Here is a 13,553-nt window from a genome sequence, read left to right as displayed (position 1 = left end):
TTATGAGTTATTTGTGACGATATTTGTGTTGTAGTGGAGGGGAGTATGAATATGAATCAGGGAATGACAGTTATAGAAACAATAAAAGAAAAATATAATAATATTTTTTTGGCAGAGAAAAAAGTGGCGGATTTTATTTTAGAAAATCCAGAGAAGGCAGTAAACTGCAATGTATCAGAATTAGCTAATTATAGTGGAGTAAGTGATGCAACGGTGATTAGACTGTGCAAACATATAGGTTATCAAGGATATTACCAGCTAAGAATTAACTTATCAAGAGATTTAGGGCGCAAATCAGTGTCGGATAATGAAATGGAAAATATTAAGGTAGATACAGTAAGTGGTTTGTTTCAAGCTTTTTCCTACAGTATAACAGCAATAGGGAAAAATTTAGAACAAAGCAAATTACTAGATTGTGCAAATTTGATAAAAAAGAGTAAACATGTTCATATCGTAGCGGTAGGAAATACAAGTCCATTAGCAATGTATATGGGATTTAGATTAGGTCGTTTTGGTGTTAAATGTACTTATAATATGATTCCAGAATATTTTTTAAATCATATAAACTTGGCAGATGAGGACGATATAGTAATAGCCATTTCTCAATCCGGGGATTCTAAACATGTAGTACAGGCTATGGAACTTGCTAAAGAAAAGGGATTGAAAATTATTGCAATTACTGCATTTGAATATTCTCCAGTTTCCAGGTTAGCGGATTATTTGTTATTATCCAATGTATCGGGACAACCATTTGATTATTATAAGAGTTATTGTCATTTAAATGAAACAGTTGTAATTGATGCTTTATTACATTTTGTAGCAAATGAAGAAAGAATTATTGCGAGTAGCGCAGATAAGCCAGAAATGATTTTATCTGAATATAAGTTATAGGAGGCATATATATTGTTAAAGGAATATATAAAAGAAGTATTCGAAAAAGGTGATGGAATTCTACAATTAACACCAACATGGGTACCGAGGGCCTTTAATGAACCAGGACATAGATTACGTCTACATCCTGATGACTACTATGCATTTGGTATGAATCGTGGAGGTATATGTGAACGGTGGTTAGGTTCTGTAACTACTGCATTAAATGGACCAAAAGCAGGGTCAGCAGAAGGTATGAGTTTTGTATTAGTTGATAGTGTGAAAAGAGAAAAACTTATATTTGCTGATTTTGTAAAGGTTCTAGGAAAAGAACTAATTGGTGATGAATTACAAGAAAAGTATGGATCATGGCCAACATTTGCTAAGTTGTATGACTATGATAAACCGCTATTCCACCATCTACATTTAACCGAAGAAAAAGCTAATAAAATAGGAAGACATGGAAAGCCAGAAGCGTATTACTTCCCAGTACAATATAATTCTTATTTAGGACGATTCCCACTTACTTATTTTGGGTTTGATCCATCGACAGACCCTGAAGATATCAAAAAATGCATTTGCAATTATGATAAAGGAGATACTAGAATTACTGAATTCTCAAGAGCTTATCGTATTCAATTAGGAACAGGTTGGTATACACCAGCAGGTATTATTCATGCTCCTGGTTCTGTTGTTACATATGAACCTCAGTGGAATAGCGATGTTAATACTATTATGGAGAATATTACAATGGGAGAAGTAAATCCTCATAATTTATTAACTGATTGTCAACCAGAAGAAGAAAAAGATGATGTAGAGTCATTATTTAATCAAATTGACTGGAAAGAAAGTACTTTACCAAACTATAAAGAAAAATATTTCCGTGCTCCAAAAGAAATTCCATCGAGTCAGAATGGTTTAACTCAAAAATGGGTTGCCTATGCAAATGAATGGTTTGCAGCAAAAGAAGTTGTTGTTGACCCTGGTGTTGATATCAGATTAGTCGATGAAGCTTGTTATTGTGCACTGGTTACTCAGGGGCATGGAACCTTTGGAGTTTATGAATGTGAAACTCCAGGTTTACTAAGAGTTGACCAACCATCTGGAGATGAATTCTTTGTCTCTGAAAGAGCTGCAAAAAAAGGTGTTGTTATAAAAAATAGAAGTAAATATGAACCTTTAATCATATTACAGAATTTTGCTAACAATAATCCTGAAGTTCCTAAGACTGTTTAATTATTTATCAATTACTAGTGAGGATAGATATTCCTTGCTAGTTTTTTTATATTAATTTTTTTATAGCAACTAGGTAAATTGATAGAACTAAGGAGTGGGTCATAAAGGTGCATATTATAAACAAGCTATAATTTGTGATATAATGGTGAATGATATAAAATATGTAATTATACATTAAACTGAAAGTAAATTTGCTTACAATATAAAAGGAAGTTTATTTATAATTGTTAATAAAATGAGGTGTTGAAATGAGTATTTGTATAGAAACAGATAGACTAATAGTAAGACAATTTTCGTTAGACGATATAATTGAATTACATAAAATTTGTAATGAACCATATATTTTGAAATGGATGCCTGATTGGCAGTGTTCTTTAGATACTAGGAAAGGATGGTTAAACTGGGTTGAAAAACAATATTCATTAGCAACTAGAGAATCAGTAAGAATAATGCTGGCAGTGACTCTTAAAACAAATGGTAAAATAATTGGTATGGTTGGGATAGGAAATAAGGAAGAAGTAGATAATGAAATTGAAATTGCCTACTTTATATCAGAAAAACACAGCAATAAGGGATATATAAGCGAAGCAACAAAAGCTATGGTAAAATGGGCTTTTAGTAGTTTAAATATGGACTACCTAATAGCTATAGTTGAGCTAGACAATTTTCCTTCACAAAGGGTTGTTGAGAAATGTGGGTTTATAAAAATTGAAACAAAAATGATACTTAATTCTGGTGAAACAGAAGAAAAACCATTCTTTTATTACAGATTATATAATGATAAATCAGGTTTAAATCTTTAAGGTAATTATTTAGCTAAAAGTTTCTATATCATCACTACTGAATATTTATTTTAATTAGATTATATGTCTCAATTATCGAGAAAGGGAAAGTATATGAAGGGAAAAGTTAGAAAATTTCATTTTAAGTTCGGATGGGATATAGGTAAATACGAAAAATGGTTTTATGATATGTCAGAAAAGGGACTTCATTTAAAAAAGTTAGGGAAAATATTTGCTACTTTTGAAAAGGGAGATGAGAGTGCAAAATTATACAGAATTTACATTTCAGAAGATAAACTTTCTCCTAATATACTTGAGAACATTAAAAATAAAGGATGGGAATTTATTACAAGTAATGGCGATTTTCAAATTTTTTCAGCACCAATATATTACAACGTAACTGAAATATATGATAATCCACAGGAATATAGCAATAGATTAATTGATAAAGAGAAGAGCCTTAAGAACAGTATAATTCTTTCATTAGTTTTGACTATAATTTTTATTTTTCTTATATTTATCGCCATCTCCAGTTGCACTACTAAAGTTTTAGCATTGATTAGATGGCAAGTTACTTTGCAATTATTAGTTGGTGTTGTTGCTCTTATCAATTTTTTAAAACTAATAAGGAACTACAGAACAATTCATAAAGTAAGGAAATCATTAACTAGAGGTAATTCAATAAATCATAGAGAACCCTGGAAAAAGGCACGCTATATAAATGGATTCTTTTCAATTTTAGCAATAACTATTAATTTGGCTATAATTATAGTTTATAGTGTACAAATTTTTGTGGATTTTTATGATGGTATGGATGATGCTAAAAGAGATTTTCCTATTGTTACGCTATCAGAAATAGAGCAGAAGTCTGATTTTGAAGATAGGGAGTATTATGAATGGAGTATTTTAGCACCTGCTCAGCTTACAATATATGAAAATGGATCATTAAATAATGAAAATGTAGGTGAGAACAATTCTAATAACACATTAGAGAATAAGTATTCATCTTATATGCAAACAGAATATTATAAATTAACTTTTAGAAAAATGGCTAATGGGTTAATCCAAGAAATGATTTGTGATGCTGGTTGTAAACCCAAAAGAACAAAAGGTACTAACTTTGACCAAATATATATTTATGAAATAGGAGTTAAAAAAGAGGTATTTGCGTGTTGGAAGAATAATGTTATACATATAAAATATTATGGAGAAAAAGATGTTGATCAAATTGTTTCTATTCTATCGGAAAAGACTTATAGATATTGATTATTGTAACAATTGATTACCATAGGAAAGACACATATTTCTGAAAACTCAAAATTGAGTTTTCAGAAATTTAAAGGAACTATCAAAGATAAAGGGAGTAATTGAATGACAATTAGTAAAAGAGCAAAAAGAATAATGTTATTAAATTAGCAATGAAAATAGAGTAATAAATTGACTTCATTTCATATATTGTAATATGAAATAACAGGAAAGTAATTTTAAAAATGTAACTTAACTATTTACTTTTTTGTATGCAAATTTCTTGACGATAGACACAAATTATTTGGAGGTTAATTGATGAAAAGATTTAAAAAAATCTTAAAGAGGTTTACATTAGTAATACTTGGTTTAATATTGATAGGATTATTTTTTCCAACTTGGACACCTGCAATTAAAGGTGAAAATAGTGTTAGCATATTCGAACAGGTATCAATAAATGGAACTAAACATCAACTTATGATACGAGGTAAAGATAAAGATAACCCAATCATAGTTTTTGTTCATGGTGGACCTGGGTTTTCAGAAATTCCATATGTAAGAAAATATCAAGATATTTTGGAAGAAAAATTTACTATTGTTCACTACGACCAACGTGGAACTGGAAAATCATATCATTTTTTAGAAGATTACTCAAATTTAACTCCTGAATTATTAACTGATGACTTAATAGCACTAACTGAGTATATTCGTGAAAGATTTGAAAAGGATAAAGTACTCTTAGCTGGGCATTCATTTGGAACTTATATTGCAATGCAGGCTGCTGCAAAAGCACCTGAAAATTATATTGCTTATATTGGAATTGGACAAATATCAAATTTTAAAGAAAGTGAGACAGATTCTTTAAACTATTGTCTTGAAGAGGCAGCTAAAGCAGGAAATAAAGAGGATATTGCAGATCTTCAAAAAATAAAGGTTCCAGTTACAAATGGATATACGGTCGTTCCACGTAAATATATACAAAAATATGGTGGTGGTGCACGCCTCATTGATGAGTACGGTGATTATGACGAAGGGTTCATTAGGAACAGGGAATACAATTTACTTGATAGAATTCGTTTTAAACTAGGTATAAGAAAAAGTGTGGGTATGGTAGAAGATTTACTTAGAAAGCCTTTGACAACTATTGTTAAAAAACTAGAAATTCCATGTTATTTCCATATGGGGCAGTATGACTATAAGACTTCTGCAAAAGCCGCAAAGAATTATTATGACTCCATTATAGCACCAGAAAAAGAATTTATACTTTATTTAGAATCAGCACATTATCCACAATTTGAAGAAGAAGAAAAATTTGCAGAATGGCTTATTAAAAAATATTCAAATTAACACATCTGTGTCACTATCTATTTTAAATTGATTAGCATATAATTTCTTTTGGAGGTATTGAAGAATGGTAATAAAAAGGCTATCAAAGAAAAAGATATTTTTAGTAGCATTTATTTTGATATCCATTTTCATTATAAGCAATAAGATATACAATAAGAAAATAATAAAGAATATGGAAAATGAGGTAAGTGCTATTGTATCTCCAATAATTGAGAGAGTCAAAATAAACTTGACAGATAAAATGGAGAATGGTGAAAAAATTAAAAATAATTATAGTGTGAAGTTTATAAGTTTAGAGCTATACCCTTATAACGATGAAAGTATAAAAGAAGCTTTAACAGCAAGGGCTTATATAAAATATGCTGTTTTAAACGAAAAAGGGGAAGAATGCTACAATCATAGATTGTCAATTCCAATTGAAAAAGAAGACAAAGAGGAAGATTTCAAAGTAGATTGGGATAGGATGACATCAAGAAGTGTGGATAATTTTTTCGTTCTAGATATAATTGAATATTTTTATGATTATCAATACTCTAATTATCAGGAAACGCTTAAGTCACAAGGTTCATATAATGATGAAGATGGTAGTGAGTACTCTGGATCTGGAATAAGTAATAAAGATGAGATTGTATTTGATAAGAATGGAACCTTAATAGAAGGAGAAGAACTTTATTATGTAGGAACTATGACAGGATCTATTGCTACTATGCAAATTAAATATGAATATAATCTGAAAGAATTTACTGGAGAAGAAATTGGACAAGGGATTATTATAGAACTCAAAAAGGAAAGACAGAATGGAAATCCATTTTGGTTTACTAATATTAATGATGTAGATAAGATTGAATTAAGATGGGATAAAGAAGAGGATAAAACTCAAGAAATAGTTGAAATATCAGATAAAGAAGAAATTCAACAAATTCTAAACATCTTGCAATCACAGAAATTTCAATATCTTAGCAACGAGGAGTACTATGTAATTATTTTTAATACGAAAGCAGATTTAAATATTTTATTATTATTAAAAAGTGGATTAGAAATGCATGTAATTATAAACGAAAAAGGAATATTTGCTGATGACCAACAAGGTATTATATCAACTGAAAAAAGTAGAAATATTTTAGAATTACTTAATTAAAGCAATTGTGCAATTAATTTTTGTGCAATTGTTTTTATTTTGCACAAAAATTAATTGCGCATTTTTTAAAAACCACCATTTCAAGTATTTTCCAAATTGGCATAGAATTTGCATACTATAATTTACGAAATCAATAGGATTAGACATTTAAAGAACTTAAAGAAATAAATATTAGGAGGTATTATGATGGGATATATTTTAAATGAAGACCAACAGAGTTTAGTACAAATGGTAAAAGAATTTGCAATCAAAGAGGTAAAACCACATGTCGCTGAATTTGATAAAACAGGAGAATTTCCTGAGAAATTATATAAAAAAGCATTTGAAATGGGATTACATTGCCTTGAAATTCCTGAGGAATTTGGTGGTGGTGGTGTTGATTATATGACTGCGGCAGCTATCTATGAGGAAGTAGGAAAAATTGATGCTGGATTTATAACAGGTTTATGTGCAACAGGTTTAGCAACTAAGCCTGTCTTATTGGCAGGAACTACTGAACAGAAAAAGCGTTTTTCTGACATTATTGTACTAGGTGCTTCTGCAGCCTTTTGTTTAACAGAACCTAACGCAGGTTCAGATGCTGGTGCTGTAAGAACAACAGCAGTAAAAGATGGTGAAGAATATATAATAAATGGTGGAAAATGTTTTATTACCAATGGTGGAGTATCAGATGTATATGTAGTCTTTGCTACTGTAGATAAATCTAAAGGATTGAAAGGTTTAACAGCATTTATTGTTGAAAAAAGCCGTGGAGGTATAACTATAGGGAAAGAAGAAGACAAAATGGGAATTAGGCTTTCAAATACTACTGAAGTAGTGTTCGAAAATGTAAGAATTCCGGTTGCTAATCGTTTAGGAAAAGAAGGTCAGGGATTCAAAATTGCAATGCAAACATTAGACCTATCAAGACCTTTCCTTGGAGCTATTGCTGTAGGGATTGCACAAAGAGGTATTGATGAGGCAGTTAAATATGCAAAAGAAAGAATAACATTTGGAAGACCAATTGCTAAATTTCAAGCAATACAATTTATGCTTGCTGATATGGACATTAAAACAGAAGCTGCACGTCAAACAGTGGTGCATGCAATACAATTAATTTTAGCAAATAAACCATATACAAGAGAGGCTGCTATTGCTAAGTGTTATGCAGGGGATGTTGCAGTTGAAGTAGCATTAGATGCAATTCAAATCTTAGGTGGTTATGGATATAGTAGAGAGTATCCTGTAGAGAAACTTTTAAGAGATGCCAAGATATTCCAAATATTTGAAGGTACTAACCAAATTCAAAGGGTAGTAGTTGCTGGACAATTGTTAAGGTAAACGTTATCTTCTGAAAAAGACTAGGAGGTTAAAATGAATATTTTAGTTTGTGTAAAACAAGTCCCTGATACAACTGAAATTAAAATAGATCCAATTAAAAATACTCTTATCAGAGCAGGTGTACCAAGCATATTGAATCCATTTGATGCTTATGCTCTAGAGTTAGCGGTAAGAATCAAGGAAAGTAATGGAGGTTCAATAACTGTCTTATCAATGGGACCTCCACAAGCAAAGGCTGCTTTGAAAGAGTGTTTATCAGTAGGTGCAGATAAAGCAATTTTAGTAAGTGATAGAGTCTTTGGGGGATCAGATACATTAGCCACAAGTTATATTTTATCAACAACTATAAAGGCTATTGAGGATAAAACAGAAAAATTTGATTTAATACTTTGTGGTAAGCAAGCAATTGATGGAGATACAGGACAAGTTGGTACTGAAATAGCAGAGCATTTGGATTATCCTCAAGTTACATATGCTGCTGATATTACAGTTGATGGTGAAGTGGTAAGAGTGAAAAGAGAAAATGAGGATCATCATGAAATTATTGAAGTAAAATGTCCTGCAGTAATTACTGTTATTAAAACTGAATATGAGCCAAGATATGCAACTATAAGAAGTAAGATGGCAGCTAATAAAGTTAAAATACCTACTATGATAGCTAGTGATTTAGAAATTGACTTGGAGAGAGTAGGTTTAAAAGGATCTCCTACAAAGGTAAAAAAAACTTTTGTACCTCAACATAAAAAAACAGGTATTAAAATTAAAGGAGAAACAGCCTCAGAATCAGCATTAAAGTTAATTTCTTTGCTTTCTGATGCGAGTCTTATATAGGAGGTTACAAAAAATGAATTCATTGGAAGAATATAAAAACCTTTGGGTTTATATCGAAGCAGTAGATGGAAAGCCTAAAAGTGTAGGATTAGAGTTGTTAAATCCAGGAAGAAGACTTGCGGATATCAAAAAAGAAAAATTGATAGCTATAGTTATTGGGGAGGGAGTTGAATGTATTGCAAAGACAGCTATTGAATATGGTGCGGATGAAGTTATTTTAGTAGAAGATAATCAATATAAAAACTATTCTACAGATGGATATGTTAATGTTTTTGATAAACTAGTTGAAAAATACAAGCCTTCAACAATTTTGATTGGTGCTACAAATAATGGAAGAGATGTAGCTCCAAGATTATCATGCAGAATTAAAACGGGATTAACAGCAGATTGTACAGCACTTGATATTGATGAGGAAAGCGGAAATGTTGCTTGGACTAGACCTGCTTTTGGTGGAAATCTTATGGCAACAATTTTATGTCCTAATACAAGGCCTCAAATTGGTACAGTAAGACCAGGGGTTTTTAAAAAAGTAGAACCTGATTTTATTAGAAAAGGCAGAATTATAAGAGAAAGAATTTGTTTGCCAAAAGAGGGGATTAGAACTAAATTAATTGAATGTATTAAAGAAATGGCAGAAGAAATAGTTAATCTTGAAGAGGCTGAAATCATTGTATCTGGAGGAAGAGGATTAGGTAAGCCAGAAAACTTCTCATTGATAAGAGAACTTGCAGAAGCATTAGGTGCTGCAGTAGGTTCATCAAGAGCAGCAGTTGATGCTGGCTGGATATCACATATTCATCAAGTCGGACAGACAGGAAAAACTGTTCAACCTAAGATATATGTTGCATGTGGTATTTCAGGTGCTATTCAACATTTGGCAGGTATGAGTTCCTCTGATACAATTATTGCCATTAATAAGGATGAAGATGCACCTATATTTGATATTGCTGATTATGGAATAGTTGGAGATTTGTTTGAAGTATTACCTATTTTTACAGAAGAAATCAAAAAGATAAAAGTTAAAAATGATTAATATGATTAACACTTAATAAATAAAAGGAGTGGTTGCATGAGTTATGAAAAAATTATTTTTGGGCATGAAAATGGGGTTGCTAAAATCACATTAAACAGTAAAAAGAATTTAAATGCATTAGATGAATCCTTGGCATCAGATTTAATGAATGGACTGGATGAATGTGAAAAAAATCCAGATATAAAAGCAGTAGTTATAAATGGAGCAGGAAAAGGATTTTGTGGTGGTGGAGATATTGCTGCAATGTATAAACTTATAGATGAAGGAAATGGTTTTGATAAATTGATTGAAAAGGTTGTAGAAATAGCGATAAAAATTAAAAAAATGCCTAAGCCTGTAATTGCATCAGTCCATGGGCCAGTAGCTGGTGCTGGTTTTAGCCTTGCATTAGCTTGTGATTTTTGTATTGCAGCAGAAAATGCTTTGTTCTTAGAAGCTTTTGTAAAACTTGGACTTGTTCCTGATACAGGAGGTGTTTATTTATTAACAAAAGCAGTTGGGGCATCAAAAGCATATGAACTTGCGTTAACAGGTAAAAAAATATCTGCAAAAGAAGTATTTGATTTAGGAATAATATCAGAGTTGTGTTCAATTGAAGAGCTTGAGGCCAAAACAAACAAGTTTGCTCTAAAAATGGCAAAAGGACCAGCTGTTGCTTATAAGAATATTAAAGAATTAATTTATAAAAGTCAATTCTCTGATTTTGAAGAGTATGCAAAAGCAGAAGTAAAAGCGCAGATAGAATGTAGTAAGACAGAAGATTTTAAAGAAGGGTTGAAAGCTTTTTTAGAGAAAAGAAAACCTAATTATGTAGGCAGATAAGTAAATACGACTTTTGAAATATAAATATATTGATATGAGGAGGATTATTATGAATTGGCAAGAAATTTATAAAAGTAAATTAGTATCAGTAGAAGAGGCTGCAAAAAAAATTGAATCCGGTGATAAAATTTGGTTTGGAGCATGTTCAGCAGGACCTATACAATTATTAGAAGCGTTAGCTGATCGTGCTGAAGAACTTAAGGATGTTCACCTTGTTACAGCTATGGCAATGTATCCGTATAAATTTTTACAATCACCAAAATTCATTGGTAAACTTAATTTTCATACAATTTTTTATGGACCTATTGAAAGAAAATTCTACAAAGTAGGAAATGTAGATATAGATTCAGTTCATTTTGCTAAATCTTATTTAGCAATAAGAGATGTGTATAAAGTTGATACATTATTAGCTGATGTGTCAGAACCTGATGAAGATGGGTATATGTATTATGGAGCTATGGGTGTATCATGGAATGGCACAGTTGCGGAATATGCAAAAAAGAAAATCGTTCAAGTGAATAAATGCCAGCCAAAAGTAAATGGAACAAAACATAGAATTCATGTTAGTGAAGTAGATTGCATTTGTGAATATGACCATCCCCTACCTGAATTAACGCAGCCTCCAGTTCAGAAAACAGATGAGGAAATTGCATCTTATATTATTCCATTAATTCCTGATGGGGCAACATTACAAGTAGGATTAGGCGGTATTGCAAATGCTGTAGCTTATGGACTTGAAAATAAAAAGAATTTAAGTGTTCATACTGAAATGCTTACAGATTCAATGGTATATTTAGCTAAGAAGGGAGTAATAAATGGAAGAATTTTAGCAGCATTCGGGTTAGGAAGCCAAGAATTAATTGATTTTGTTGGTGAAGGTAAGGTTGAATTAGCTCCTATTGAAGGTGTAAATGATCCATATATAGCTGGTAAAAATGATGATTTTATCTCAATTAATAGTTCACTTATGGTGGATCTTACAGGACAGGTGGGTTCAGAGTCAATTGGTTTTAAACAGTTTAGTTCCACAGGTGGGCAGCTTGATTACGTAAGAGCTGCCGGTATTTCAAAAGGTGGAAAGAGTTTTATTTGTTTAGCTTCTACTGTTAAAAACAAAGATGGTAGTATAGGATCTACAATTAATGTTAGTTTACCAGCTGGTCAAGCAGTTACAACTCCAAGATCTGATGTTATGTATGTAGTTACTGAGTATGGTTTAGCGGATGTATATAACAAGCCTATTAAAGAAAGAGTTGAAGCTATGATTTCTATTGCACATCCAGATTTTAGAGAAAAACTAAGACAAGAGGCTATTGATGCAAAACTAATAACTAAATAAAATTACCATATGCCCTAATGTGTTAAAAAGACATTAGGGCTTTTATAATGTAGACATTCTCTTTTAAAATGACTATAATTAATATAATAGTAAAATTATGTAAAAATATTGAATGGAGGTATTGATGATATTTTCTAAAGTAAGTTGTAAAGCTGATAATTCACTAAAAAAAATTGAAAGTTTGGGTATAACAGAATTAGTTAAAGCTGAGGAAGTTGGTATATGTACAATTACGCAAAGAAATAAGGTATATGTAGATGCTTACTTAAAATATAATGAGGAAGTCAAAGATTTAAAAGACTTGTTAAATTACATAGCTTGTGAAATTTTTAAACTTGAAGATAAAAATGAGGTATTCAATCTTCTGGAATATGGTTATAAAGGGTTTGTTTTAACAATTCCAATAAGAGCTTATTTTAAATATAAAGTTTTTTTTGTGTTTTATAAGAGGGAGAATTTTACTAAAGAAGAAGTTATAGCAGTATCAGCAGTTGTTAATTTATTATATGAAAACGTTTTACTAGACTATGATGTGCTGAAAGAAAGAAATTATCTCAATAGTTTGTTTGATAGTTTGGAATCAATAGTTATTGGATTAGATATGGAGGGAGTAGTGACATCTGGGAATAAAACAGTAGAAAAGATATTCAAGTTGAATTCTCAAGATATTTTAGAAAAAAAATTTATTGATTTAAAAACTATAAAAGGAAAAAGAAATATTCTTGAAACAATTAATAAAGTTATTAAAGACAATAGAAGTTATATAGTTAAAGAAGAAACTTTTTTGATTGATGGTAAAAAAACATTTATGGATATGGTTTTTTCACCTGTAAATAATAGAGAAGGTGAAATTGATGGTATTGTTATAGTTATGGATGACATTACTGACAGAAAAACTTACGAAAAAGAAATTGAACAATTAAATCAATTTGCTTTTTTAGGAGAAGTAGCAGCAGGAATTGCACATGATATAAAAAATCCGCTTACAAACATTAAGGGATGCGGAAGAATATTAGAAAAGAAGTTAATTGGCAATAAATATTATAATGATTTTATATTACCTATAACAAAAGAGTCAGATAGAATTGATGATGTAGTTAATAAAATGTTATCATACACATTTATTACTCAAGAAGATATTTATGGATACATAAGTGTGGAAGAGGCAATTAATAAATGTTTCGATATATTAAGTTTTCATATTAAATCAAGGGATATAAATATAACAAAAGAGATAGAAAAAAATTTGCCTTTGATAAAAGGTAATAATGTTCAACTTCAACAGGCATTTATAAACATTCTTTTCAATGCTTTACAAGCAGTGGAATGTACAGGTGAAATTAAAATTGCATGTAAAAAACTATCTAACAAAAATATAATTAAAATATGTATATCTGATAATGGAAAAGGAATTGAAAAGGATAATATAGAAAATATTTTTAATCCGTTTTTTACTACAAAAAAAGATGGAAATGGATTTGGATTAGCTATAGTAAAGCTAGTTATTGAAAAATTTCAAGGAAATATTAAAGTGAAATCTAAAGAGGGATTTGGAACAAAATTTATAATATATTTACCATGTTAGGAGTT

At 30.5% G+C, this 13,553-nt stretch carries 12 protein-coding genes; all 12 read left to right on the top strand.

Annotated elements, in window-relative coordinates; genetic code table 11:
- The first annotated feature begins 45 nt into the window (after positions 1-45).
- The 12 genes from ACQ3F0_RS08225 to ACQ3F0_RS08170 all read left to right on the top strand — a co-directional run bounded on the left by ACQ3F0_RS08225 (position 46) and on the right by ACQ3F0_RS08170 (position 13,548).
- Positions 46-891: a MurR/RpiR family transcriptional regulator gene (locus ACQ3F0_RS08225; RefSeq protein WP_428864718.1), complete on the top strand. Its 846-nt coding sequence runs from the start codon at positions 46-48 to the stop codon at positions 889-891.
- A 12-nt stretch (positions 892-903) separates the two neighbouring features.
- Positions 904-2,106, top strand: coding sequence for a hypothetical protein (locus tag ACQ3F0_RS08220; protein WP_428864716.1), 1,203 nt, complete (start codon positions 904-906; stop codon positions 2,104-2,106).
- A gap of 248 nt (positions 2,107-2,354) precedes the next feature.
- Positions 2,355-2,909 (top strand): GNAT family N-acetyltransferase, encoded by a 555-nt coding sequence (locus tag ACQ3F0_RS08215; protein ID WP_428864714.1) that lies wholly within the window; start codon positions 2,355-2,357, stop codon positions 2,907-2,909.
- A 93-nt stretch (positions 2,910-3,002) separates the two neighbouring features.
- A complete protein-coding gene (locus tag ACQ3F0_RS08210) occupies positions 3,003-4,154 on the top strand; it encodes a DUF2812 domain-containing protein (protein ID WP_428864713.1) in 1,152 nt (383 codons plus the stop codon).
- Positions 4,155-4,451: 297 nt separating this feature from the next.
- Positions 4,452-5,480: an alpha/beta fold hydrolase gene (locus ACQ3F0_RS08205; RefSeq protein ID WP_428864711.1), complete on the top strand. Its 1,029-nt coding sequence runs from the start codon at positions 4,452-4,454 to the stop codon at positions 5,478-5,480.
- 64 nt (positions 5,481-5,544) lie between these two features.
- Positions 5,545-6,618, top strand: a complete 1,074-nt coding sequence (locus ACQ3F0_RS08200) for a hypothetical protein (protein ID WP_428864710.1) — start codon at positions 5,545-5,547, stop codon at positions 6,616-6,618.
- A gap of 186 nt (positions 6,619-6,804) precedes the next feature.
- Positions 6,805-7,938 (top strand): acyl-CoA dehydrogenase family protein, encoded by a 1,134-nt coding sequence (locus tag ACQ3F0_RS08195; RefSeq protein ID WP_428864708.1) that lies wholly within the window; start codon positions 6,805-6,807, stop codon positions 7,936-7,938.
- A 33-nt stretch (positions 7,939-7,971) separates the two neighbouring features.
- Positions 7,972-8,769 carry an electron transfer flavoprotein subunit beta/FixA family protein gene (locus ACQ3F0_RS08190; RefSeq protein ID WP_428864707.1) on the top strand — a complete coding sequence of 266 codons (798 nt, stop codon included), beginning with the start codon at positions 7,972-7,974 and terminating at the stop codon, positions 8,767-8,769.
- Between the two features lie 13 nt (positions 8,770-8,782).
- The gene (locus tag ACQ3F0_RS08185) at positions 8,783-9,802 is read left to right on the top strand and encodes an electron transfer flavoprotein subunit alpha/FixB family protein (RefSeq protein WP_428864705.1); all 1,020 of its coding nucleotides are present in this window, start codon (positions 8,783-8,785) and stop codon (positions 9,800-9,802) included.
- A 36-nt stretch (positions 9,803-9,838) separates the two neighbouring features.
- Positions 9,839-10,624, top strand: coding sequence for an enoyl-CoA hydratase-related protein (locus tag ACQ3F0_RS08180; RefSeq protein ID WP_428864704.1), 786 nt, complete (start codon positions 9,839-9,841; stop codon positions 10,622-10,624).
- Positions 10,625-10,673: 49 nt separating this feature from the next.
- Positions 10,674-11,963, top strand: coding sequence for an acetyl-CoA hydrolase/transferase family protein (locus ACQ3F0_RS08175; protein WP_428864702.1), 1,290 nt, complete (start codon positions 10,674-10,676; stop codon positions 11,961-11,963).
- A 124-nt stretch (positions 11,964-12,087) separates the two neighbouring features.
- A complete protein-coding gene (locus tag ACQ3F0_RS08170) occupies positions 12,088-13,548 on the top strand; it encodes a two-component system sensor histidine kinase NtrB (protein ID WP_428864700.1) in 1,461 nt (486 codons plus the stop codon).
- The last annotated feature ends 5 nt before the right edge of the window (positions 13,549-13,553 follow it).

It is taken from the genome of Clostridium sediminicola (genome assembly GCF_050402865.1).
Lineage (GTDB): Bacteria > Bacillota > Clostridia > Clostridiales > Clostridiaceae > Clostridium_AF > Clostridium_AF sediminicola.
Note: the sequence above shows the minus strand (reverse complement) of the source record. Positions and strands in the feature narration are given on the sequence as shown.

Coding starts and splice junctions, on each gene's coding strand:
- ACQ3F0_RS08225 (WP_428864718.1), top strand. CDS start 46: ATGAATATGAATCAGGGAATGACAGTTATAGAAACAATAAAAGAAAAA.
- ACQ3F0_RS08215 (WP_428864714.1), top strand. CDS start 2,355: ATGAGTATTTGTATAGAAACAGATAGACTAATAGTAAGACAATTTTCG.
- ACQ3F0_RS08210 (WP_428864713.1), top strand. CDS start 3,003: ATGAAGGGAAAAGTTAGAAAATTTCATTTTAAGTTCGGATGGGATATA.
- ACQ3F0_RS08205 (WP_428864711.1), top strand. CDS start 4,452: ATGAAAAGATTTAAAAAAATCTTAAAGAGGTTTACATTAGTAATACTT.
- ACQ3F0_RS08200 (WP_428864710.1), top strand. CDS start 5,545: ATGGTAATAAAAAGGCTATCAAAGAAAAAGATATTTTTAGTAGCATTT.
- ACQ3F0_RS08195 (WP_428864708.1), top strand. CDS start 6,805: ATGGGATATATTTTAAATGAAGACCAACAGAGTTTAGTACAAATGGTA.
- ACQ3F0_RS08190 (WP_428864707.1), top strand. CDS start 7,972: ATGAATATTTTAGTTTGTGTAAAACAAGTCCCTGATACAACTGAAATT.
- ACQ3F0_RS08185 (WP_428864705.1), top strand. CDS start 8,783: ATGAATTCATTGGAAGAATATAAAAACCTTTGGGTTTATATCGAAGCA.
- ACQ3F0_RS08180 (WP_428864704.1), top strand. CDS start 9,839: ATGAGTTATGAAAAAATTATTTTTGGGCATGAAAATGGGGTTGCTAAA.
- ACQ3F0_RS08175 (WP_428864702.1), top strand. CDS start 10,674: ATGAATTGGCAAGAAATTTATAAAAGTAAATTAGTATCAGTAGAAGAG.
- ACQ3F0_RS08170 (WP_428864700.1), top strand. CDS start 12,088: ATGATATTTTCTAAAGTAAGTTGTAAAGCTGATAATTCACTAAAAAAA.